Genomic DNA, 23,234 nt, shown 5'->3' on the forward strand with positions numbered 1-23,234 from the left:
GCTTGGCGACGTGGTGGGACTGATCGCTGACAGGCATGAACGGCCGAGACGCGATGGCCCGCACGTTCGGATCCGGATGATTTTTCAGACGGCATCGGCCGGGCGCGTCCGTCCCGGTGCCGCTACCCCAGCGCACGGCGTCCGACAGCCACCGCCCCCGGCATGGAAGACAACCACCACGCCCATCGAGCCGGCGAAACATTTGATTCGATCACCAGCGGCGCCGACGGCAACCTGGACTCGATGGGCGAGGAGTGTCACCGTCCGCGTCGCCCGCCCATCCGTTCGCGCTACGGCGCGACCCTCACCAGTTTGCGGTTGAGGAATTCGCCGATGCCCAGTTCCGACAGTTCACGTCCGAATCCGGAGTTCTTGACCCCTCCGAAGGGCAGGCTCGGCGAGTCGGCGAAGCAGGAGTTGATGTACACCATGCCGGACTCGATGCGGGTCGCCACCTGCTGGGCATGTTCGACGTCGGCATCGAAGACGTAGCCGCCCAGGCCGAACCTGGTGGCGTTGGCCAGCCGGATCGCCTCTTCCTCGCTGTCCACGACGTAGAAGGACAGCACTGGTCCGAAGGCCTCTTCCCGGTAGAGCGGGTTGTTCTCGCCGATGTCCGTGATGATCGTCGGTTCGAGATAGAACCCGGGGCGGTCGACGCGGTGGCCGCCGTGAACGATTCGCGCTCCCGCGGCCTCTGTGTCCTCGATCAGCCGAAGCAGTCCCTCCAGGGCGCGTTCACTGGCCAGGGGGCCGACCTGAGTGGCCTCGTCCTTCGGGTCACCCACCTTGATCGCGGCAAAGCGCTCCTTCAGGGCGGCCAGCATCTCCTCGCCCCGGGCCCTGCCGACCACGATCACGCGCTTGATGTTGACGCAGCCCTGCCCCGAGTTGTAGGTGCGTCCCATCACCACTTGCTCGACCGCATGCTCCAAAGGAGCGCCTTCGAGGATCAGAGCGGGATCGCTGCCGCCCAGTTCCAGGACCGCCTTCTTGAGGTTTCGTCCGGCGCGTTCCCCAACCGAAGTCCCCGCCCTCTCGCTACCGGTCAAAGTGACGCCGCGTACGCGGAAGTCGTCGACCAGCTTGGCGATCTGCTCGACGCTGCAGAAGAGATTCGTGTAAGCCCCTTCCGGAGCTCCCACCTCCTCGAACAGCCGAGCGAAGGCCAGAGCGCACTGCGGCACGCTCTCGGCGTGCTTCATCATGACCACGTTGCCCGCCACCAGCTGGGACGCGGCCACACGGGCCGGCTGGTAGTAGGGGAAGTTCCACGGCTCGATCGCCAGGATGACGCCGATGGGTTCGGCGATCAGCTTTGCGCCGGGCTCGCCCGGCAGCGACTGCTCCGCGAGGAACTTCTCCCCGTGCTCGGCGTAGTAGTCCAGAATGTCGGCTACGAGATCGACTTCGAAGTAGCCGAAGCGGGTGACCTTCCCCATCTCCAGGGTCAGGTACTCCACGTACTCATCCCGCTTCTCGCGCAGGATCCGAGCGGCACGGCTGACGATTCGAGCCCGTTCCGCGACGGGCCTGAACTTCCAGTCTTCGCGGTAGAGCCTGTCCGCGGTTTCCAGGGCGGCGAATACCTCTTCATCCGACTGCAGCGGGAACTCGGTGACGAATTCGCCGGTGGCCGGGTTGATCGTACGAAAGCTCATGATCCACTCCTCGTTCTGGCGTTTCGAATTGATGCCGGGTGAGATCGGTGCCGCGATTTCCTCGACGCGCGTATTACTTCGCGTCGCCGTCGAACCTCACTCGGTCCGGGTTCGGTTCGATCCAGTCCTGGGCTCGACGCCACCACACCTCGGCGGACGGCTTCAGCCTCGTGGGGTCATCGAGGGTTCCGGCCTTGACGATCATGAGATCGGGCCGTTCGTGCATGACGGTGAAGATCGGAGTACCGCAGTCGCCGCAGAAAAGCCTGTCCCGCAGGTTGCCGTTTTCGACTCCGACGGTCTGGTAGGACTTGGGCGTCCCCTTGATTTCCAGGGAATCGCGCGCCACCAGCACGTTCACCGAGAACGCCGCACCGCTGTTCCGCTGGCAATGAGCGCAGTGGCAAAGGACGACGGCCTCGGGCTCCGCGTCGAACCGGTAGCCGATCGAGCCGCACAGGCAGTGTCCGGTTCGCACGCTGGAGTCGGGCACCGGATCGATGTCGCTCATTTGAGGATCTCCCTTGTTCGGTTCGCTGGGTCGTCCCCGGCGATGGGTCTTTTGCGCGCGGCACCGTGAGTTGTGTGTGGTGCCCTGACGGGAGGGCCGGCAAAGGCAGGCCAGGCCGTTGCACCGGTGATGTGGGGGGCTGGGCCAGGGGCTTGCAAGCTGTTGCCCGGGACACATCGAGCGTGCTTCGAGCGCGCGGGGTTAGCCAGACACCCGCTTCGCCTACGTCTCGTGTGGCTATCACCCGCAGAGACAGGCTGGGCTGCGGACTCCGCGCGATACCCGGAACGTGGCAGCCCACCACGCCGCTCGCACCTGGCCATCAGCCGCCCCGAAATCGGCTCCGGAACCGGACCTGTAGGAGGGACTCGACCCGGGTGCAGAGCCGAGCGAGCTCCTGCGCACTCGCGGGACGCGCCTCAAATCGGCCGATGCAGGGCTACCGACCACAGCCGACGGCGCCGCGTGCCGGGCCTGCGGCGCGAGGAGCCGGCGCAGCTCGCCGGAGTCTCCATACGATTCGAGCAGGGCAACGGCTCACGCGAAGCACTGGACACGATCTCCCGCGTGCTCAAGCTCTCCGACGCCGAGCACGCCCACCTGCTACGCCCGGCCCAGGCCAAGCGGCATCAGCCGGCAACCCGAGCCGCCGCGCCAACAGGTGAGGCACGCGCTGAACATCCACTCCTCGGCCAGAGCCGGCCAGATCTACCCGCCTCCCGGCGCCATGCCCCAGCGGCCCGCACCGAGCAGTTCCAGGTAGTGGGTGTGGAAGGCGTTCAACGTGCTGCGATGGCCGACGCTGACGAGGATGCACTGGGGCAGGCGATCACGGATCAAGCTGTACAGCGCGTGTTCGAGACCTTCGTCGACGGCGGAGGTCGCCTCGTCGAGGAAGGCCAGGTGGGGCCGCTTCAGCAGGACCCTGGCGAAACCGAGGCGCTGTTGCTCGCCGGGAGACAGGGTGCGGGACCAATGGGCCTCATCGTCGATCTGATTCGACAGGTGGCCGAGCTGTACCCAGCGCAACGCCTCGCACGCCTGCTCGTCGTCGATCCGGTGCGCGGGCTCGGGGTAGGCCAGGGCGGTACGCAGGCTTCCCAGGGGCAGATACGGCTGCTGCGACAGGAAGATCGTGTGAGCTCCGGTGGGCCGGCGGACGGTGCCATGGGCGTGCGGCCAGAGACTGGCCAGGCTGCGCAGCAACGTGGTCTTCCCGCTTCCCGAGGCTCCTTTGACCAGCAGTGCCTGCCCTGGGCTCATGCTCAGCGTCAGGCCCTCGATCAGCGGTTGCCTGTCGGGACGCCATACCCCCAGGCCCTCGATCTCCAGCGCGTCGGGACGATGAGCGAAGATCGGCGACGACAGGCCGCGCGACTCCCCGTTCGCGTCCATCAGCGCCGTCAGCCGGTTCAGCGTCGCCCGGTAGGTGGCGAAGGAGTCGTAGGCGTTCCTGAAGAAGGACAACGAGTCGTGCACCTGGCCGAAAGCACCGGCGGTCTGGGTGATGTCACCGAGTGAGATCGTCCCGCTGAAGAAGCGCGGCACCTGGATGAGGAAGGGGAACACGACCGAGATCTGGGTGACCGCGTCGTTGAACACCTGAAGCTTCAGGGACCGCTTGGTGATCGCCCAGGTGTTCCCCATGACGGTGGAGAACCTGGCCGACAGCGCCGCCCGCTCGACGTTCTCGCCGCCGGAGAACGCGATGCTCTCGGAGTTGTCCCGCAGGCGGACCAGGGCGTAGCGGAAAGAGGCGGAGAGGCCCTCCCGCAGGAAGTTCAAGTGGATCAGCGGGCGACCGATCCTGAAGGCGAGGAACGACGCCATGATCACGTAGGTGTAGGCGAGGAAGACCATCGCACGTGGTACCTCGTGGCCGAAGACGGGCATCGGCCCTGACAGCCCCCAGAGAATGGCGGTGAACGACACCAATCTCAAGGCGGCGCCGATCGCACCGATCGACAGGTCGTATGAGTTCTCGACGAACTGCGTGACGTCTTCCTCGATGCGCTGATCCGGGTTGTCGACCGGGGAACTCACGAACTGGCCCCGATGGTAGGCGTGCCCGTCCAGCCAGTCGGCGATCATGTGCTCGTTGAGCCAGGTCCGCCAATGGATGAACAGCCGCTGGGTGATGAGGTACGCGAGCTGTGCGCTGGAGACGGCGATCACCGCAAGGATCATGAAAACGGTGACGCAGAACCAGAACTTCTTCGCGTCCAGTCCCTGCAGCGCCGTGTAGAGGCCGTTCGTCGCATACGAGATCAGCACTTCGAGACGTACCGCGAGGACCGTCAGCCAGAGCAGCAGCAGGAGAGTGAGCAGCGGTCGCCAGGTGATCCGGCTACGCCCGGGCTTGAGATAGGGAAAGGCGAGTCGCCGGAACTGCCGTCCCCAGTGCGTGCAGCGGGTCAGCAGCCAGACCACCAGGGCACCGACCAGGATGGTGACGACCCAGGTCATCGCCGTCGAGGTGAGGGACGTAAGCCATTCGTGCTGCCAGTCCATGGCGCCGGTGGCGGATCGAGTCGACACCCTTAAGAAGGTACGTCCAAAAGTCCGATTTATACCATTTTGGGTAGATAGTTGAAGTTTGTCAGTTTATCAATCGTCCTGCGGGTGTCGATCAATCATCCGTCCAGGTCAAGCCGCATGCCGGTACTCCCCCGAGGACGCCGCCGAGTCGATCATCTTGACGGAGGTCAAGTCGCGTGATCAGGGCCTGGGTCGCTACCGGGGCTCCGCGTGTTCGCTACACACCGGCAGTACCAGCCGCAGTATCGCGCCACTTTGACACGGCACGGCTTCTGCCGTCCCGCCATGAGCCTCGGCGACCTGCCGGACGATGGCCAGGCCCAGTCCGGAGCCAGGGTGCGCGCGGGCTGCGGGTGAGCGGTAGAACCGGTCGAAGACGAATTCGAGGTCGCTGTCGGGGATCCCTGGGCCGGCGTCCGCGACGTCGAGGGTGCCCGCCTTGACGCTGATCCGGACCCGGCCGCCGGACGGACTCCATTTCACGGCGTTGTCGACGAGGTTCGCGACGGCGCGTTCCAGGGCGTCGGGGTCTCCGTGGACGAGGGTGGGCGCGCAGGTCAGCTCGAATCCGATCTTTGGTGCCCGATGCGCCGCGCGGGCTGCGACGCGCTCGGCGACCAGGTCGAGGCGGACGTCTTCGGTGTGGAACGCGGGTTGGCCGTAGCGGGCCAGGTCGACCAGGTCGTTGACCAGTGTTTTGAGTTCGCCGACCTGGCCGAGCGCTTCGGCGGCAAGGAGCGGGGCCTGCGCGTCGGCCAGGTTTTCCGCCAGCAGCTCGAGGTTCACGGTCAGGCTCGTCAGCGGTGTTCGGAGCTCGTGCGAGGCGTCGGCCACCAGGCGGCGCTGGGCGCCGACCGACTCGTCCAGGGCAGCGGTCATCGCGGCGAACGCGGAGCCGAGCCGGCCGATCTCATCCCGGCCGTCGGCGGGGATCGGGATGGCAAGATCGCCCGTCGTGCGGATCAGTTCGACGGTCTCGGTGAGCCGGCCTACCGGGCGTAGGACGCGGCGTGCCGCCAGACGTGAGGCCAGCGCCGCCAGGAATCCGGAGGCCACCGTCGAGCCGGCGAGCAGCCAGGCGAGTTCGCGCAGCGTGGGTACGGGATCGGATTCCGGGATGGCCGTGCGCACGAGCACCCCGGGTGATCCGGGGAATTGGGCGGTGTAGACGCGGTAGCCGACGCCGTTGTACGTCGCGTCACGGAAGTAGGCGGTGGCGGTGCCGTCCGCGACGGCGACGTCGCGGGCGGTGAGGTCGACGAACTGCGTCGACGGCCCGATCCGGACCGGGTCCGGCACGATCTGCAGCTGGGTGCTCCCGATCCCCAGCGGAACCGCCGGAAAGTCCGGCTCCGCGTTGGACATGCTGTACTTGGCCTTGATGGCCATGGCCACGGCCGGTGCCTGGCCGACCGCCACGACCAGTGAGCTGTCGATCTGGCCGCGGAGGTTGGCCTCCACCGCCGGATACAGGACAACCGACACGAGCACCAGCGCGCCCGCGACCACGGAACCGCCGGCGATGGCCAACCGGGTGCGCAGGTTCATGGCTCCTCGCGCAGGACATAACCCAGGCCGCGCACCGTCTGGATCAATCTGCTGCCGCCGCCCGCCTCGAGCTTGCTCCGCAGGTAGCTGATGTAGACCCACAGCGCGTTCGACTCCGGGCCGAAGTCGTAGCCCCAGACGGACTCGAAGATCTGGGTCCGGCTCAGTACGCGGCCGGGATTGCGCATGAACAGCTCCAGCAGCGACAGCTCCGTCTTGGTCAGCTCCAGGCGTCGGCCGGCACGCTCGGCCCTGCAGCCGCTCAGGTCCAGGTCGACGTCGGTGAAGCGCAGCACCTCGGCCCTGGCGCCGCTGCGCCGGAGCAGGGCTCTGAGCCGGGCCCGCAGCTCGTCCAAGGCGAAGGGCTTGACCAGGTAGTCGTCGGCCCCCGCGTCGAGCCCGGCGACCCGGTCGGTGACCAGGTCCCGGGCCGTGAGCATCAGGATCGGCGTGTTGAGCCCGCCCGAACGCAGCGTCCGGCACACCTCCAGCCCGTTCGGTTCGGGCATGAGGACGTCGAGCACCACCGCGTCCGGGCGGAACACGCCGTGCTCGGCGAGGGCGGACACCCCATCGGCGGCGGATGACACGTCATAGCCGTCCCGGCGCAACGCATGCTCCAAGGACCGCCGCACAGCCGGGTCGTCGTCCACCACGAGTATCCGCATGATCGCCCATCCTCATTGTCGATCCCGAAGGATCCGGCGGCTGTCAGCCGTTGGCCGACGACCGCTTCAGATCCGCCAACGCGCTGGTGAGCCGGTCGGAGCTGACCCCGAGCGAGGCGGCGATGTCGCCGAAGGCCTTGGACGTCGGATCGACGCCGCCGGAAGCCGATCCCAACGCCACCACAGCGGTCAGAGCGGCCTTGGCCCTAGCCTGATCGACGCCGAGCGCCGCGGCAACAGAGGCCGCCGCGGCGTCCGTGGTGAACGGCGAGTCCTGCGGGCCGTCCACGCCCTTCTTCTCCTTGCTGTTCTGCTTGCCGTGGTCGTCACCCGGCGCGGGCTTGGAGACCAGCGGTCCCAGAGCGTCCTGGACCCGCGAGACCGGCAGCCCCAGGTTGGCCGCGACCGCCGCGACGAAGGCATCCGGTGTAACGCCGGTCGAGGTGGCCGTCGACGTCTTGGCCGCGATCAGCGCGGCGTCGAGCCGGTCGGTCGTCACCCCGAGCTTCGCCGCGATCGCGACGAAGTCGGCATCCGCGGCGACCGTGGACTTCCCGTCCGGATTGACCGTCACGGAACAGGACTTCGCGTCACCCGGTGTCGGGGCCGGACCGGATGCCGCCGCCGTACCGGTCGCGGCCAGCGCGGCGAGCGTTGCCGCGGCCACCACCAGCCGTGTGCGTTTCATCATCGTGATGCCTTTCGTCCACTGAGCGCACCGGACGAGAACCGGCGCCGTGGCGACAACACAAACACCGCGGCCTCAGGTGCGGTTTCGGCCGGCTTTAGAGGTTCCTTAGAGGCGAAGATCCAGATCTCCACGTCATGGGAGGCGGTCATGCCGCCTCCCGGAGAGTGTCCGGCCGGGTCGCGAAGTCGCTCCGCCCGACGCGGATCTCTCCGTCGGGCGGCTTGACGCACGTGGGCGCGTGACCGAGCTCGCGCCGGAGACAGAACGTCCGGCGCGAGCGTCCGCCCAGCTCATCAAGCACCCGAGGAACCGTCAGGCGGCGCGTACGCCTGTACGGAGAGCCTGTCGAACAGGCTGACAACACGATCTTGTTGAGGACAGCGTGAGCGATCCGAAACTGTGGATCCCGCCGCAGGAATCACCTCCCAGCGTCCGAAACAGGAGAAACGATGAAGTTGCCCTCATGCGCCGCCACCCTCGTGGCGGCCGCCCTGCTCGCTTCCTTGACCGGAGCGTCCGGGATGTCGGCGGCACAGGCGGCCGACATCAGGGCCCTTCCAAGCGTGAACATGGAAGCCGCCGTCAAGGCGGCCCAGATCGACCCGCGGCGGCCCGACAACACGCTGACCCCGGGCGCCAAGGCCGGCGTGCTCCTCATTGAGCAGGCGCTGCGCGACCGGCGCCTGCTCGACGCGAAGTGGGTGGACGGTTACTTCGGCACCACCACGGTCACCGCCTTCGCGAAGTACCAGAAGTCGCTCGGCTTCACCGGTCTCGCCGCCAACGGCCTGCCGGGCAAGACGTCGCTCGCCGGGCTCGGAGCCGGCCGCTTCGGGGTCACCCGCATCATCGCCCCGGGTGCCCGGGTGTCCGTCGGTGGCGTCGTCGTCGACACCCGCACGCGGAGCATGCTGGCCGAGGCGAAGCGGCTGCTCGGCCGCGACCTCGTGCTGCTGCAGGGTTCGTACAACCGCGGCGGCGACCCCACGTCCGCGGGCACCCACGACGGCGGCGGCGTCGTCGACATCTCGGTCAAAGGGATGAGCTCGGCCACCCGTACCGCGGTCGCCCGCGCGTTGCGAAATGTCGGCTTCGCGGCATGGGTGCGTAGCCCCGACCAAGCCGACTGGCCGTGGCACATCCACGCCGCCGCCATCAACGACACCGACCTCTCCGGCCAGGCCCAGCACCAGATCGGTGACTACTACCTCGGCCTGAACGGGCTCGCCGGCCGTGGCCCGGACGACGGCCCGAAGGTGACCATCCGCACCTGGGAGGAGTACCAGCGCCGCTGACCATCCCAACCCCAGGCTGCACAGACACCAATAGACACAAGGAGAACACCATGAGAATGCTCAACAAGATCCTCACCACCGCGGCCGCCGCGATGACGCTCGGCGGGGCGGTGCTCGCCACCGCCTCACCCGCCTCGGCAGCCGGACGCAACGGCGTGTGCGAGACCGGCGAGTTCTGCTACTACTTCAACAGCAACAACCAGGGATCACTCTCCGACTTCACCGGATCCGTCGGCGACTACGCCACCAAGCAGCCCTCCTGCTACGACTTCAAGGGACCCGGCACCGGCAAGGGCAAGTGCATCAAGAACGCCGCCGCCTCCGTCTGGAACCGCAGCGGCAAAACCGTCCGCGTCCACTACAACAGCAACTACGCCGGCAGCACCTACCAGGACTTCGCCGCCGGCGCCAAGGGCAACCTCACCGCCGCCCTCAAAAACCAGAACGCCTCACACCAGTTCAGCCCGTCGTCATCTGCGCGCGTCGACATGTCGTACGGGCTGTACAAGACCGGCGGCGGCCACATCAGCTGCGCCTTCGACGGTTACACCAACACGGCCGGCCGGCACGAGGGCATCGACATCGCCCGCGGCGTGGGCTCGGATGTCCACGCCCTGGTGAGCGGTCAGGTCATCAACGTCGCGCGCGGGTTCAACGGCGGCTCGGGGCTCTCCACGATCGCCATCTACAACGCCTCGCTGAACAAGACGATCATCTACCTGCACTCCGCTCCGCGGTCCTCCCTGAGCGTGGGCCAGCAGATCTCGCGCGGCCAGATCATCGCCGACGAGGCATGGCACGGGGTGTCGTCCAGTGGGGCCGCGCACACCCACGTCGAGATGCGCCCCGGACGGCAGACGCGCGCCTCCAAGAGCGTCGGCGACCCGACTCTGAGCAACCCGAACCCGAACTCGTTCTGGATCTCCCAGAACTACAACCTCCGCTAGCGCACCGCGGCCTTTGATGAGAGGAAGGCAACTGTGTCCCCACGAACCGCACGGCCGATCTCGCGGCTCATCGCGGCGGCCGCCGCGATGACGCTCGGCGGGGCGGTGCTCGCCACCGCCTCACCCGCCTCGGCAGCCGGACGCAACGGCGTGTGCGAGACCGGCGAGTTCTGCTACTACTTCAACAGCAACAACCAGGGATCACTCTCCGACTTCACCGGATCCGTCGGCGACTACGCCACCAAGCAGCCCTCCTGCTACGACTTCAAGGGACCCGGCACCGGCAAGGGCAAGTGCATCAAGAACGCCGCCGCCTCCGTCTGGAACCGCAGCGGCAAAACCGTCCGCGTCCACTACAACAGCAACTACGCCGGCAGCACCTACCAGGACTTCGCCGCCGGCGCCAAGGGCAACCTCACCGCCGCCCTCAAAAACCAGAACGCCTCACACCGGTTCGTGAGCTCCGCACCGCCGACCGGGTGCAAGACCGACGGCACGCACGGCAAGCTGCCCACGACGATCCTCGTCTACCGGAAATCCCTCAATCGCGTGGACCGGGTGGAGTTCAAGACCTACATCAAGAATGTCCTGCCCAACGAGTGGCCGTCGTACTGGCCGGCGGAGTCCCTCAGGGCCGGGGCGATCGCCGTCAAGAACTTCGGCTGGTACTGGGCGCTGAGATCGGCGAGCAAGACGCCGAGCGGCCAGTGCTACGACGTCTCCGACCACACGGCCAGCCAGGTGTACAAGCCCGGCTCCGCGACGGCGGCGACGAACGCCGCGGTGGACGCGACGTGGGGCACCCGGATGACGCGCAACGGGGAGATCTTCAAGGCCCAGTACTGCTCCACGACGACGGCCTGCGGCCATTGGGTCACCGGCGACTGGATGTCGCAGACCGGCTCTCGCGATAAGGCCAAGGCGGGCTGGAGCCACTCCAGGATCCTCAAGGACTACTACAAGGGGATCGTTCTCACATCCTGAACCCCCTGAAGACCGTCCGCCCCTGTTCCCCGCCGTGTGATGCGCGGCGGGGAACAGGCGTCAGTCGACGATGACCTGGAAGTTGAGCGGCCTGCCTCCGGGGAACGCGACTCGTCCCGAACCATCCATCAGCTTGAACCGCACGTAGCACAGGCCTGGGTTCCTCGGCGTGGTGACGTTGGTCCGGATGTCGACGCTCTCTCCGGGTCGCGTGTCCTCGATCGGTACGTCGGAGATGGTCTGGCATTGATCAGGTCGCTGCGGGAGGTCGAGGCGATGTAACGAATATCCCTTCCACGGCACGGTCCCGGCGTTCTTGAGCCGCCATACCTTGGTCTTGGTCTGGCCGGGGCCGACGCGTGTGCAGTCGGGCAGTGTGATGTCCCCGATGAACACCGCCGAATCGCCCTCGTGCACAGGCGGGCTCCACGGCGGGTTGGTCGCGCGCACCGGGCAGTCGGCTGCCGACGGCGCGGCCTCCGATGGACTGCCGGACGGGTTCGGGATGTGCCCGTCGGTCTCGGAGCCGCGATTGGCGGTGGCCGCGATGAGGACCGCTGCCCCCATACCGACGGCCGCCGCTGCGAGCGCGGCCGCGGCCGGGCGGGTCAGCCGGAGTCGCCCTCTGCCCTCCGGCGCGGGGAGGACCGGCTGAACGTCGCCCGCGATCTCGTCGGGCGGTGGCGGTGGCGTGGGCACAGGCGCCGAGGTCTCACCAGCCGATCGTGGCGCTTGCGACCCGATGGCGGTGTGCACGGTATGACCTTCCGCGGCGCCCGGGGCGGAGGCTGCGAGTCCGCCAAGCGGACGGGCCGCCGAGGTGCCCGCGCGGATTGAAGGATCTCCGGCACCCGCCGATCTGACCGCCAGGTTCGCCCTCTCCCAGCGTTCGCGGTACGCGGCCGGGTCCGCGCCGCACGCCTTGACGAACTCGACGGTGGTCTCCCAACTCGGGAGCCGGTTACCCTTCGTGGCTTCGTGCAACGTCGTGTGCGAGATCGCCCCCGACCGGCCAGACATCTCCCGAAAAGGTGGGTTGCCGATCGATTTGCGAAGTTCTCGCAGAGCCGCCGCGAAGTCCTCGATCGTCTCCGTCCGTGCAGGCATGTCGTCCACCCAGGTGAAGCTAACAGCGCCCACGGTATTTACTCAAGCTCGAACCCACAGTGGTGGGCGAAGTAAGGCGGCCGGCGCCGCTGGCCGGATGTACCGATCGAGGGCGTTGATCAATCGCGTGCAGGGCGGACGCAGCCGCGACCTCACTCATCGGCCGGCCTTCGTCGACGACAGGACGAGCGACGATGAGACGGTGTCGAGGAGTCGGTGCGGCGTTGACATGAGATCTCGGAAGGCTGCTTTTCACCGGTGGTTCACGATGAGGCGCCCGGAGAATGGAAACACGCGTGGCTCCGGCCTCACGGTTGCGCCTACTTCGGCAAGGTGAGGATTTCGGCTCCGTCGTCGGTGATGGCGATCGTGTGCTCGCTGTGTGCCGTCCGGCAGCCCGTCGCGCTTCGGAGCGTCCACCCGTCGGCATCCGTGACGAGCTTGGCGGTGTCCGCCATGACCCACGGCTCCAGTGCGAGCAGCAGCCCCGGGCGCAGCCTGTATCCACGGCCGGGCCGTCCGGTGTTCGAGACGTGCGGGTCCTGGTGCATCGTCGATCCGATGCCGTGACCTCCGAACTCGGTGTTGATCGGATACCCCGCCTCGCTGAGGACCGAGCCGATGGCATGGGAGATGTCGCCGATGCGGGCTCCGGGCCCGGCAGCCGCGATGCCCGCGCTCAACGCGCGTTCGGTTGCGCTGATCATCGCGACGCTCTCCGGAGGCTTTGAGTCGCCCACGATGAAGCTGATGGCGGAGTCCGCGGCGACTCCGCCTTTGGAGACGGCGAGGTCGAGCGTCAGCAGGTCGCCGTCGGCAAGCCTGTAGTCGTACGGCAGTCCGTGGAGCACGGCGTCGTTGACGGCCGTGCAGATGTAGTGGCCGAACGGCCCGCGTCCGAACGACGGCTCGTAGTCGACGTAGCAGGACAGCGCTCCGGCCTCGACGATCATGGCCTGGGCCCACCGGTCGATGTCCAGGAGGTTCGTGCCTACCGCGCTGCGGCTCTTCAGCGTCTGCAGGATGTGAGCGACCAGGGCGCCTGTCTCTTTTGCTCGAGCCAGTGCGGGGGGACTCAGGATCTCGATCATGCGGCGCCCTTCTCATGCAACCAATAACTATCCCGGCCATATTATCCCGGCACCCGGTACTATCGGAGCCATGGTCAGGTTGCCGCTCACACCCGCAGAGGTCGAGCGCGGACAGCGCCTCGGCGCCCTGTTGCGTCGCGCCAGGGGAGAGCGCTCGATGCTCGAGACCGCGCTCGACGCATGTGTCTCACCGGAGACCCTCCGGAAGATCGAGACGGGCCGCGTGGCGACCCCCGCCTTCTCGACCGTCGCGGCGATCGCCGATGTCCTCGGCCTCTCCCTCGACGTGGTGTGGGCCGAGATCAGCCGGCCCGAAAGTGGTGCGGAGCCGACCGGCTCCGGTCACAACGCACGTGAGCGGCTGGCCTCGTAGGTCTCGATCCCGCAGCCGCGTCGGAGGCGTCGAGGAGCGAGCAGGCGTGGGTGCGGCTCTCAGCCGATGTCCCCGGTCAGTACGTCGAGATCGAGCGGTGAGCAGGTCACCCGTCACCTCGTTGACGAACACGGCCGGGGCATGACACCCCTCCGCGCCGGCCTGGGACGCGCCGTTCGCTCGCGAGCGGGCCGGCCGGCCGGGAGTCGTCGTCCGGTGGACTCGGGTCAGACGGTGCCACCGGGGGAGATCAGGCCGGTCTCGTAGGCGACCACCACGGCCTGGACGCGGTCACGCAGGCCGAGCTTGGACAGGATCCGCGCGACGTGGGTCTTCACCGTGGCCACGCTGAGGGTCAGCTGGTCGGCGAGTTCGGCGTTGCTCAGGCCGGTGGCGAGCAGGCGCAGCACGTCCAGCTCCCGGGGCGTCAGCCGGGACAGATCGCGGTGGAGGGTGGGCTTCACGTTGTCGCGGCGGGCGAAACGTTCGACCAGGCGGCGAGTGATGGTGGGCGCCAGCAGGGCGTCTCCGGAGCGCACCAGGCGCACCGCGGCCACCAGGTGTTCGGGGGTGACGTCCTTGAGCAGGAACCCGCTCGCCCCCGCGGCGAGCGCGGCGTACACGTAGTGGTCGAGGTCGTAGGTGGTCAGGATCAGCACACGGGTCTCCTCGGCACCGCCCGCGAGGATCCGCCGGGTGGCCTCGAGACCGTCCATCTGCGGCATCCGGATGTCCATGAGCACGACGTCGGGCCTGGTACGGCGGACCGCGGCGACGGCCTCTTCCCCGTTGGCGGCCTCGGCCGCCACTTCGATGCCGTCGGCGGCGAGGATCATGCGGAATCCCGTGCGTACCAGTGCCTGGTCGTCGGCGATGACGGCGCGCAACCGCTCGGTCATGTTGTCCTCCACGGGATGCGGGCCTTGATCCGGAATCCTTCCCCGGCCGTCCGTCCGGCGTCCAGAGTCCCACCGTAGACACCGAGCCGCTCGCGCAGTCCGATCAGCCCCCTGCCGTCGCCGGTCCGCGGTCCGGTGCTCCGTGCCCCGCCGGTGTCGGTCACCTCGATCTCCAGCCAGTCGCCGTCATGACCGATCGTCACGAACGCGGCGGCCCCGGCCGCGTGCTTGATCGTGTTGGTGAGGGCCTCCTGCACGACGCGGTAGGCGGCGAGGTCGATTCCGGGAGGCAGCGGCTCAGGAGGCGACACCTCGACGCTCACCGGCACGCCGGCGGCGCGGACCCGTTCCACCAGGGCGTCGAGCTGATGGAGCCCGGGTTGGGGTTCGAGCCCGTCGGAAGGCCCGTCGAGACGCTCGCCGCCCGGGCCGGCGAGCAGGCCCATGACGTGGCGCAGCTCGGCCATGGCGGCCCGGCCGCCGGACTCGATCGCGAGCAAGGCCTGCTTCGACTGTTCCGGCTCCACGTCCATGACCTTGCGGGCCGCGCCGGCCTGGATCACCATCACGCTGACGTTGTGGGTCACCACATCGTGGAGTTCGGCGGCGATCCGGGAGCGCTCCTCCGCGACGGCCCTGTGCATGGCGTCTGCCTGCGCCTGCTGCAGTTCGGCGAACCGATGCCGGCTGGCGCCCAGCTGTCGCCGCCAGAAACGGATGAAGCTCCCGAAGACGCCGACGCTCAGCAAGACGACGAACGGCCCCATCCAGTTCGGTAGCGCGGGCGCGACGTCCCGGAAGGCACCGCCGGCGAGCCCGGCCGCGAGCACGAGGCCGCCCATTGCCAGGAACCGGTTACGGCTGTAGGCAACGGCGCCGTACGCGGCGACAGCGCAGGTCAGCACGGTGATCCAGGTGGCGCTCGCGTGCGTGGCCAGCGCCGCGGCCAGCACCGCCCAGAAGGTGATGAGCGGGTACCGGCGCCGCACGGCCAGCGGTAACGCCGTCAGCGCCACAAGAAATACGGGCGGGTCGTAGGACGAGGGCTGGGCCGGCACGCCAGAAGGTGGTGGGTAGCCGATCGGGGCATCAGGACCCGGCGGGCGATCAGGACTCGGTGGGCGATCAGGACCCGGCGGTGCGAACGGGCCGGGCGGGTTGCCGGCGGGTGAGGATGGGCCGTTGGACAGGACGCCGGGAGGCGGTGGGTAGCCGGCCGGGGCATCAGGGGCGGCCGGGAGATCAGGAGGCGCGGGCCGGGTGGCAGGAACCGGCGGCGCGGGCGGGGTGGCGGGAACCGGCGGCGCGGGCGGGGTGGCGGGAACCGGCGGCGCGGGCGGGGTGGCGGGAACCGGCGGCGCGGGCGGGGCGTCAGGTCGGAGCTGTAAGTACTCGATCACTTTGGGCTGATCACCGATCGGGCCGGTCACCGGATATCTCGCCGATACGGTCACCGCGATGACCGCCAGGACGATCGCGACCACCGCGTCGGCGACGAATGCCCTGCGAGACGGCCTCGGAGGTCCGTCGCCACTCAGCCCCGGCGTGTCCCGTACGCCTCGCCGGTCCGGGTGGTTCTCGTCCAGCCGGCTGTTCAGGTTGAGCACATGCCGCCACCACGGTGGTCGTTCACCCGTTCCCATCGGCACATTGTCACGCCTGCCTGTCCGGCCCGCATCGGCCGCTGTGACGGGGCTCATGGTCTTGAGGAGTACATCGCAGGGATGACCTGGCAGCCCTTCGTTCTCAGGCGGTACGCGATCTCGGTATGACGGCCGACGCGCACCGGCAGGGGCGGTGCCTAGTTTCGTTCCTGTCATCACGCCGCTCTGGAGCCGCGACCTCACCGAAAGCATCGCGGCGCTGTTCATGACCACCCTTCGGACCCCTCTCAGGAGGACATAGCGTGACTTCTGTCTTGCAGGCCCAGGCACTGGGCAAGAGGTACGGCAAGCGCTGGGCGCTGCGCGAGTGCACCATCGACATCCCGGCGGGCCACGTCGTGGGGTTGGTGGGCCCCAACGGAGCCGGCAAGACGACGCTGCTGAAGCTGGCCGGCGGCCAGCTCGAACCCACGGCGGGCGACATCACCGTGCTCGGCGGGCGGCCCGGGGGCACGCCCGCACAGCTGGCCAGGGTCGGGTTCGTCGCCCAGGACACCCCCGTCTACGCGGGACTGACCGTTGCCGATCACCTGCGGTTGGGGGCGCGGCTCAACCCCCGCTGGGACGACGGCATGGCGCGAGAGCGCATCGCGCAACTCGGTCTCCTCCCCGCGCATCGAGCGGGCAAGCTGTCCGGCGGCCAGCGCGCCCAGCTCGCCCTGACCCTGGGCCTGGCCAAGCGGCCCGAGCTGCTGATCCTGGACGAGCCCGTGGCCTCGCTCGACCCGCTCGCCCGCCGGGAGTTCCTGCAGGGGCTGACGGAGGCCGTCGTCGCGCACGATGTCAACGTCGTGCTCTCCTCCCACCTGGTCTCCGACCTGGAACGCGTCTGCGACTTCATGATCGTGCTCGTCGACTCGCGCGTTCAGATGGCGGGAGAGGTCGACAGGCTGCTGGCCACCCATCACCGGCTCACCGGCCCGCGTCACGATCCCGACCGGCTCCCCGCCGACCAACATGTGGTCTCCGCGCGCCACACCGACCGGCAGAGCACGTTCGTGGTCCGTACCGACGCCCCGATCCACGATCCCGCCTGGACGGTCACCCGGCTCAGCCTGGAAGACCTCGTCCTGGCCTACATGGACAGGCAGGCCGCGGAGAACCGGCGAGTCGCGCTGGAGGTGCAACGATGATCTGGCTGACCTGGCGCCAGTTCCGCGGCTCGGCCGTGATGACGGCCGCCGTACTCGTCATTCTCGCCGTCGTACTGGCCCTGACCGGTCCGGACCTTGCCTCCCGCTACTCGGCCGGGATCGCCGGCTGCGTCTCGGACGACACCTGTGAGCGGTTCTTCGACCGCTTCTTCGACGGATACGAGCTCCTCTTCGTGGCCGTCAGCTTCGTCGTGCTGGCCCTGCCCGCTCTCATCGGGCTCTTCTGGGGAGCACCGTTGATCACCCGCGAGCTGGAGGCGGGCACGCACCTGCTGGTGTGGAACCAGAGCGTCACCCGTGGCCGCTGGCTGGCGGTCAAGCTCGGGCTCATCGGCCTGGCGGCCATGGCCGCCGCCATCGCGAGCGGCCTCGCGGTGACGTGGTGGTCCGATCCCCTGGACAAGTCGGCCGTTCCGGACCTGGCTCTGATGGCTCCCCTGGTGTTCGGCGCGCGTGGCATCGCCCCGATGGGTTATGCGGCCTTCGCCCTCGTCCTGGGCGTGACCGTGGGCATGCTGGTGCGCCGTACGTTGCCCGCCATGGCCCTCACCCTGGCCGTCTTCGCCGCGGTCCAGTTCGCCATGCCGCTGCTCGTCCGTCCCCACCTGATGCCCCCGGTCACCGGAATCTTCGAGCTCAACCAGGAGAACATGAGCGGCATCCACGTAGAGGAACAGGGCGGGCCCGTGCGGATTTCCACGAGATCGGCGGTTCCCGGCCACGCGGGCTCCTGGGTCCTGCTCAGCGACCTCCTGGATCCGTCCGGACGGAGGATCGCCGGCAGCGGTGAAGAGGCGCCCGTCCCCGTCTCGGTGACGTCGGGCCCCTGCTCGCCGCGGGAGACGGGACCACAGGGCCTGGACGCGTGCTGGGTCGAGATCAACCGGCTCGGCTACCGGCAGCAGGCGACCTACCAGCCCCTCGACCGCTTCTGGCCCTTCCAATGGATCGAGACCGGGATCTACGCCCTCCTCACCCTCGGCCTCACGTGGTCGTCCTTCTGGTGGATCCGGAGACGCCTGTCATGACCATCCTCAGGATCGCGGCCGCCGGGCTCGCACTCCTCCTGGCGGCGGCCTGCACCGCACCCACGCCGCCGCGCGGCCAGGTGAGCGCGGCAGCCGGTACGGTCTGCGCGCCGCCCCGGGCGACCCCCGAGGCGGAGATGGCCACCACGATCGACGTCATCGAGCAGGCGTACTTCTGCATCCTCGGCAACTACTACAGCGGCACCACGCTGGACGTCCGCTCGCTGCTGGCCGCCGGGCTCGTCGCCCTGACGCAGGAGCTCAACCGCAACGGGCGCGACGTGCCCGAGGCGGGCATGCCGGCGCTGACCGGCGACCGCAGAGCCGACTGGACCGCCTTCGAGACCACCTACCGGAAGATCACCGACCAGGTCCCCGGCCTGCGCGACAGGCTGGCCGTCGTCACCCTCGAGTCCATCGTGGCCGCCCTCGGCGACAACCACGCCCGCTGGACGCACGACGTCAAGCGGCCGCCCGACTACTACGACGGCGACGGCTACGGCCTGGGGCTCCAGGCGAACGTCAACGGCCCGCAGCTGGACGCCGGCCCCGGCGCCGCCCTCCCCCCGCTGTTCGTCACCATCGTGCAGGGCGGCGCGGCGCAGGCCGCCGGGCTGCGCCCCGGCGACGTCATCGAGTCGATCAACGGATCGGCGCCCTTCATCGACGGGAGGTCCACCCCCGCGATCGCCGCCCTCTACCCGCAGTACCCGGACGCGCGCCCGGTGCGGCTGCGGCTCCTGCGGCAGACCACCGGCCGCCACTGGACCGTGACGCTCAAACCCGGCCTCTACCAGCGGGATCTGGCCACCCTGCAACTGGTGAGGTCGAAGCTGCTGGAAGACGACATCGCCTACGTGCGGATGACCGGGTTCGCGCCCGGCTCCGCGAACAGGGTCCTCAAGGCGATCTCCAGGCTGCGCACCGGCCGGACGCTGTCGGGCGTCGTGCTGGACCTGCGCGGCAACGGCGGCGGCAGCCCCGTGGAGGCGATCCGGCTGCTGAGCGCGTTCGTCCACGGCAAGGTCACCGCCTACCAGTGCACCGTGGACGGCAGGTGCGTGACCTCGTGGACCGATGACACCGTCGAGCTGCTTCACCTGCCGCTGGCGGTGCTCACCGACCGCGGCTGTGCCTCGGCGTGTGAGCACTTCAGCTCCGCGGTGAAGGACCTGCGCATCGGCCGGCTGGTCGGCACCAGGACCGCCGGTGTGATCTCCGGCCCGGCGCGGGGGTACCTGCTCGCCAACAACACCCTCCTGAGCTTCCCCGACAGGCACCACCTGGGACCCGATCGCGAGGTGATCGACCGGATCGGCGTGCCGCCCGACCACTACGTGCCCCTGACCCCGAAGGACGCGGCCGCCGGGCACGACCCCGCCCTGGCCAAGGCCCTGACCCTGCTGCACACGTGAAGGGACCTCGCCATGAGAAGACTCCTGACCCTCGCCGCGGGACTGGCCGTCCTCGCCGCGTCCGCCTGCTCCGCTCCCGCGCCGCCCAGGTCCGACGCCCCGCCGGCCAAACCGCCCGGCCCCGCCACCCTGCCCGCGCCCACCGGCACCCTTCCGGTCGGCACCACCGCCCTGCATCTGAAGGACGCCTCCCGCCCCGATCCCTGGGACCTCGACGTCGACGCCAGGGAGCTCAAGGTCACCCTGTGGTATCCGACCAAGCAGCGCGAGGGAGAGCGCGCGCCGTACATGACGGCCGAGGAATCGGAACTCTTCCTGAAAGGCTCCGGGCTCGCGCCCACGCCGTACGACACGCTGAGCAGGACACGCACGAACGCCGTCAAGGACGCCGAACCGGCGGGGCGGAAGCTTCCGCTGGTGGTGCTCTCTCCCGGCTTCACCAAGCCGATGAGCACGCTCACGTCCCTGGCCGAGGATCTCGCCAGCCGAGGCTACGTCGTGGCCGGGATCGACCACACCTACGAGAGCTACGCCACCACCCTGTCCGACGGGCGGGTCGCCGAATGCCTCGCCTGCGACAGCGACACCGACCCCGGCTCCCGCACCGCGCTGGTCCAGGGCCGGGCCGCCGACGTCTCCTTCGTCCTCGACCGGCTGACCTCCGAGTGGGACGGGCACGACCTGATCGACCCCACCCGGATCGCGATGGTAGGCCAGTCGGCCGGCGGAGCCGGCGCCATGGCGGCCATGGTCAAGGACCCGCGCATACGCGCCGGAGTCGACATGGACGGCACCACCTACGCCCGGATCCCCAGGAGCGGCCTCTCCCGGCCGTTCATGTTCCTGGGTTCGCAGGAGCATGTCCCGGGCAGCCTCGACAATTCGTGGGACCGTGACTGGAAGCTGCTGACCGGGTGGAAGCGCTGGCTCGTGCTGTCGGACGCCGAGCACCAGTCCTTCACCGACATCCCACTGGTGGCAGACGTCCTCGGTCTCAAACCTCTCCCTGGCATGATGCCCGCGGCCCGTGGCGCGGAGCTCACCCGCACGTACGTGGCGGCCTTCCTCGACCAGCACCTGAAATCACAGCGGCAGCACCTCCTGGACGGGCCGTCATCGCGCTACCCCGAGGTCACGTTCTGCCCCACGACCTGTGGTCGATCCTGAGACCCCGCGCCGCCGAACGCGATGCGGCGCGAGTCTCGCCGACGGGGGCCGGACGGTCGACCGCATCCTCATAGATGAGCTGCGCGAAGCCGAGCAGCTCCTACAGGCGGCGCAGCTCGGCGGAGACGTCGAGGAGCCGGACCGGATGCTCGACGAGCGGCTCGTCTTCACCGGGCCGCCGGAGGGCGGGGCCACTCCGGTCAGTGCCTTCCCGCTCGGGCCAGTGCGTCCTCAGCCTGCGCAGCGAGGGCCCCGACAAGGTCGGCTGCGGAGGGCCGGTCGTTGATGAGATCGACGGCCTCGCCGGCCCACACCGGCAGCGCGGGTATCTCGCCTCGTGCCACGCCGTCTTGGTAGGCCTGTCTGGCCTGGGGATCGGCGGCGAGTTCGGCTTCTCGGCCCCGCCATCGATCAAGGAAGGGGTGGCCGAGGGTGCGGGCGGTGTATTTCGACGGCCACCGGGAGCCTCGGGCGATATCGAGCACGCTGCTGCGCTCGGTGTCCTCCCCGCGTCCCTCAACGATCGCCTCGACGGTCGAGAGGGCGACCAGGGCCTCGGTCGTGGCCTGAAAGCGGGTGCCGATGAGTGCCCCGGCGGCCCCCAGAGCCAGAACGGCGGCCACGCCGCGGCCGTCGGCGATCCCACCGGCCGCCAGCACCGGCACCGGCGCGGCCAGGTCCACCACGATCGGCACGAACGGCAGCGTGGACCGCCCGTGCCGAGCGCCATGCCCACCGCTTTCGACCCCCTGCGCCACGATGACATCGGCGCCCAGGTCCACCGCCCGCCTGGCCTCCTCCAGATCGGTGACCTGAATGATCAACGCCGCACCCGCCCGGCGGATGCGTTCAGCGAACGGACTCGGGTCTCCAAAGGACAACATCACCGCCCGAGGGGCGTACTCCAGTGCACGCTCAACCGCCCCGCCGTCGATCGCCCAGGTCAGGAAACCGATCCCCCATGGCTTGGTGCCCTCGGCAACGATGGGCAGCTCGCGGGCCATCCAGTCCCGATCCCCGTTGCCGCCGCCCAGCAGCCCGAGCCCTCCGCCGCGAGAGACGGCCGCCGCCAGCGCACCACCGGCCGACCCGCCCATCGGCGCCAGGGCAATCGGGTGCCGCACACCGAACAACCTCGTGAACGCCGTCGACAACGCCATAACCGCAATCATCGCCCCCTACCGTCGCACAAGGGCGTCAGGCGGTTGAGCCGGCCGCCGACGCCCCGATTTTCCGCATCTTTCCCGATGAGAAAAGCTGTTTGTCGTTTTCACCATCCCGCCCCTGGAAGGAAGACACGTGATCGGCAACCTGCAGTGCGTGGTGCTGGACTGTTCGGACGCCCTGGAGCTCGCCCGGTTCTACCGGTCGCTCCTCGGTGGCACGGTCAACCAGCCCGATCCCCGGTGGTCGCTCGACGACAACTGGACGACGCTCCACCTCGAGACCGGCATGGTGCTCACCTTCCAGGGCGTTGACGACCATCGGCCGCCGCAGTGGCCGGATCCCACCCGCCCTCAGCAGTTCCACCTCGACGTCGGCGTCAAGGACCTCGACGAGGCCCAGCGGCAGGTCCTCGCTCTCGGCGCCACCATTCTCGACCCCGGTGACGCTACCCGCTGCTGGCGCGTCTACGCCGACCCCGCAGGCCATCCCTTCTGCCTCGTCTGGGAGTGACTCCCCGCGCCTCGGCGCGGTGTTCCTCCAGCCGTCCGGGTCGGTGGCCGCCGCCGAACCGGCGTGCAAGACAGGAGGCCGGCTTCCGTCGTAGTCTGCTCGCACGTGATGGACAGGAGTCTGAAGTGGCCGAGACGACGCTGACCGAGACGACGGTGGCCGAGGTGCTGGCCGAGCTGGCCGAGCTCGAGGACCCGAAGATACGCGCGGTGAACGAGAGACACGGTGACGATCACGGTGTGAACCTCGGCAAGCTGCGCGCGCTCGCGAAGCGGCTGAAGACGCAGCAGGAACTCGCGTGCCGGCTCTGGGAGACGGATGACACCGCGGCGCGACTGGTGGCGATCCTGATCTGCCGCCCGAAGGCGTTCGGGCGGCAGGAGTTGGACGTCATGGTGCGCGAGTCGCGCGTACCCAAGGTGCACGACTGGCTCGTGAACTACGTGGTGAAGAAGAGTCCGCACTCCGAAGAGCTGCGCCTGGCCTGGTCCGCCGATCCGGATCCGGTGGTCGCGAGTGCCGGCTGGGCGCTGACCACCGAACGCGTGGCGAAGAAGCCCGAGGGCCTCGACCTCGCAGGACTGCTCGACGTCATCGAGGCGGAGATGAAAGACGCCCCGGATCGCCTGCAGTGGGCGATGAACCACTGCCTGGCTCAGATCGGGATCGAGCGCGCCGAGCACCGCGTTCGTGCGATCGACATCGGTGAGCGCCTGAAGGTGCTCGAGGACTACCCGACTCCCCCGGGCTGCACGTCTCCGTTCGCGCCCATCTGGATCACCGAGATGGTGCGCCGGCAACACGACAAGTAGGAAG

At 68.8% G+C, this 23,234-nt stretch carries 21 protein-coding genes; 10 read left to right on the top strand and 11 right to left on the bottom strand.

What is annotated here, in order from left to right:
• Positions 1–290: 290 nt before the first annotated feature.
• The 6 genes from DKM19_RS42135 to DKM19_RS42165 all read right to left on the bottom strand — a co-directional run bounded on the left by DKM19_RS42135 (position 291) and on the right by DKM19_RS42165 (position 7,617).
• Positions 291–1,661 carry an NAD-dependent succinate-semialdehyde dehydrogenase gene (locus DKM19_RS42135; protein ID WP_110703948.1) on the bottom strand — a complete coding sequence of 457 codons (1,371 nt, stop codon included), beginning with the start codon at positions 1,659–1,661 and terminating at the stop codon, positions 291–293.
• A 73-nt stretch (positions 1,662–1,734) separates the two neighbouring features.
• Entirely contained in the window at positions 1,735–2,172 is a 438-nt protein-coding gene (locus DKM19_RS42140) for a GFA family protein (RefSeq protein WP_162642173.1), read from the bottom strand.
• Positions 2,173–2,880: 708 nt separating this feature from the next.
• Entirely contained in the window at positions 2,881–4,710 is a 1,830-nt protein-coding gene (locus DKM19_RS42150; protein WP_204358459.1) for an ABC transporter ATP-binding protein/permease, read from the bottom strand.
• A gap of 195 nt (positions 4,711–4,905) precedes the next feature.
• Complete coding sequence (locus DKM19_RS42155; RefSeq protein WP_110703954.1) at positions 4,906–6,258, bottom strand: HAMP domain-containing sensor histidine kinase; 1,353 nt, start codon at positions 6,256–6,258, stop codon at positions 4,906–4,908.
• Complete coding sequence (locus DKM19_RS42160; protein WP_110703956.1) at positions 6,255–6,926, bottom strand: response regulator transcription factor; 672 nt, start codon at positions 6,924–6,926, stop codon at positions 6,255–6,257. Before DKM19_RS42160 ends, DKM19_RS42155 begins: the two co-directional genes overlap by 4 nt.
• A 43-nt stretch (positions 6,927–6,969) precedes the next feature.
• Positions 6,970–7,617, bottom strand: coding sequence for a hypothetical protein (locus tag DKM19_RS42165; RefSeq protein ID WP_110703958.1), 648 nt, complete (start codon positions 7,615–7,617; stop codon positions 6,970–6,972).
• Positions 7,618–8,066: 449 nt separating this feature from the next.
• Between DKM19_RS42165 and DKM19_RS42175 the strand changes: the two genes are divergently transcribed.
• From DKM19_RS42175 to DKM19_RS51320, 3 genes are read left to right on the top strand one after another with little or no spacing between them, the layout of a single operon-like run.
• A complete protein-coding gene (locus DKM19_RS42175) occupies positions 8,067–8,912 on the top strand; it encodes a peptidoglycan-binding protein (protein WP_110703960.1) in 846 nt (281 codons plus the stop codon).
• A 50-nt stretch (positions 8,913–8,962) separates the two neighbouring features.
• A complete protein-coding gene (locus DKM19_RS42180) occupies positions 8,963–9,859 on the top strand; it encodes a peptidase inhibitor family I36 protein (protein ID WP_204358460.1) in 897 nt (298 codons plus the stop codon).
• A gap of 33 nt (positions 9,860–9,892) precedes the next feature.
• Positions 9,893–10,843 carry a SpoIID/LytB domain-containing protein gene (locus DKM19_RS51320; protein WP_204358461.1) on the top strand — a complete coding sequence of 317 codons (951 nt, stop codon included), beginning with the start codon at positions 9,893–9,895 and terminating at the stop codon, positions 10,841–10,843.
• Positions 10,844–10,903: 60 nt separating this feature from the next.
• On the opposite strand, the gene DKM19_RS50235 is transcribed toward DKM19_RS51320, so the two are convergent.
• Together DKM19_RS50235 and map are read right to left on the bottom strand one after the other, a co-directional pair.
• Positions 10,904–11,542, bottom strand: coding sequence for an NBR1-Ig-like domain-containing protein (locus DKM19_RS50235; RefSeq protein ID WP_162642174.1), 639 nt, complete (start codon positions 11,540–11,542; stop codon positions 10,904–10,906).
• Positions 11,543–12,270: 728 nt separating this feature from the next.
• Positions 12,271–13,041: a type I methionyl aminopeptidase gene (map, locus tag DKM19_RS42205; protein WP_110703968.1), complete on the bottom strand. Its 771-nt coding sequence runs from the start codon at positions 13,039–13,041 to the stop codon at positions 12,271–12,273.
• 70 nt (positions 13,042–13,111) lie between these two features.
• Between map and DKM19_RS42210 the strand changes: the two genes are divergently transcribed.
• Entirely contained in the window at positions 13,112–13,414 is a 303-nt protein-coding gene (locus DKM19_RS42210; protein ID WP_110703970.1) for a helix-turn-helix domain-containing protein, read from the top strand.
• Between the two features lie 227 nt (positions 13,415–13,641).
• On the opposite strand, the gene DKM19_RS42215 is transcribed toward DKM19_RS42210, so the two are convergent.
• Complete coding sequence (locus DKM19_RS42215) at positions 13,642–14,313, bottom strand: response regulator transcription factor (protein ID WP_110706372.1); 672 nt, start codon at positions 14,311–14,313, stop codon at positions 13,642–13,644.
• Complete coding sequence (locus tag DKM19_RS52850) at positions 14,310–15,920, bottom strand: sensor histidine kinase (RefSeq protein WP_305000282.1); 1,611 nt, start codon at positions 15,918–15,920, stop codon at positions 14,310–14,312. The genes DKM19_RS42215 and DKM19_RS52850 overlap by 4 nt, the downstream gene beginning before the upstream one ends.
• Positions 15,921–16,219: 299 nt before the next feature.
• Here DKM19_RS52850 and DKM19_RS42230 point away from each other — a divergent pair, with 299 nt between their 5' ends.
• From DKM19_RS42230 to DKM19_RS42245, 4 genes are read left to right on the top strand one after another with little or no spacing between them, the layout of a single operon-like run.
• A complete protein-coding gene (locus tag DKM19_RS42230; RefSeq protein ID WP_110703974.1) occupies positions 16,220–17,110 on the top strand; it encodes an ABC transporter ATP-binding protein in 891 nt (296 codons plus the stop codon).
• Positions 17,107–18,159: an ABC transporter permease gene (locus tag DKM19_RS42235; protein ID WP_110703976.1), complete on the top strand. Its 1,053-nt coding sequence runs from the start codon at positions 17,107–17,109 to the stop codon at positions 18,157–18,159. The genes DKM19_RS42230 and DKM19_RS42235 overlap by 4 nt, the downstream gene beginning before the upstream one ends.
• Positions 18,156–19,574 carry a S41 family peptidase gene (locus tag DKM19_RS42240; protein ID WP_110703978.1) on the top strand — a complete coding sequence of 473 codons (1,419 nt, stop codon included), beginning with the start codon at positions 18,156–18,158 and terminating at the stop codon, positions 19,572–19,574. The genes DKM19_RS42235 and DKM19_RS42240 overlap by 4 nt, the downstream gene beginning before the upstream one ends.
• Before the next feature lie 12 nt (positions 19,575–19,586).
• Positions 19,587–20,741: an alpha/beta hydrolase gene (locus DKM19_RS42245; RefSeq protein ID WP_110703980.1), complete on the top strand. Its 1,155-nt coding sequence runs from the start codon at positions 19,587–19,589 to the stop codon at positions 20,739–20,741.
• 200 nt (positions 20,742–20,941) lie between these two features.
• On the opposite strand, the gene DKM19_RS42250 is transcribed toward DKM19_RS42245, so the two are convergent.
• A complete protein-coding gene (locus DKM19_RS42250; RefSeq protein ID WP_369987192.1) occupies positions 20,942–21,913 on the bottom strand; it encodes an NAD(P)H-dependent flavin oxidoreductase in 972 nt (323 codons plus the stop codon).
• Positions 21,914–22,040: 127 nt separating this feature from the next.
• On the opposite strand from DKM19_RS42250, the gene DKM19_RS42255 reads away from it, so the two are divergent.
• The gene (locus DKM19_RS42255) at positions 22,041–22,418 is read left to right on the top strand and encodes a VOC family protein (protein WP_110703984.1); all 378 of its coding nucleotides are present in this window, start codon (positions 22,041–22,043) and stop codon (positions 22,416–22,418) included.
• A 125-nt stretch (positions 22,419–22,543) separates the two neighbouring features.
• Complete coding sequence (locus DKM19_RS42260) at positions 22,544–23,230, top strand: DNA alkylation repair protein (protein ID WP_110703986.1); 687 nt, start codon at positions 22,544–22,546, stop codon at positions 23,228–23,230.
• Positions 23,231–23,234 lie beyond the last annotated feature (4 nt).

Source organism: Streptosporangium sp. 'caverna', assembly GCF_003203775.1.
Lineage (GTDB): Bacteria > Actinomycetota > Actinomycetes > Streptosporangiales > Streptosporangiaceae > Streptosporangium > Streptosporangium subroseum.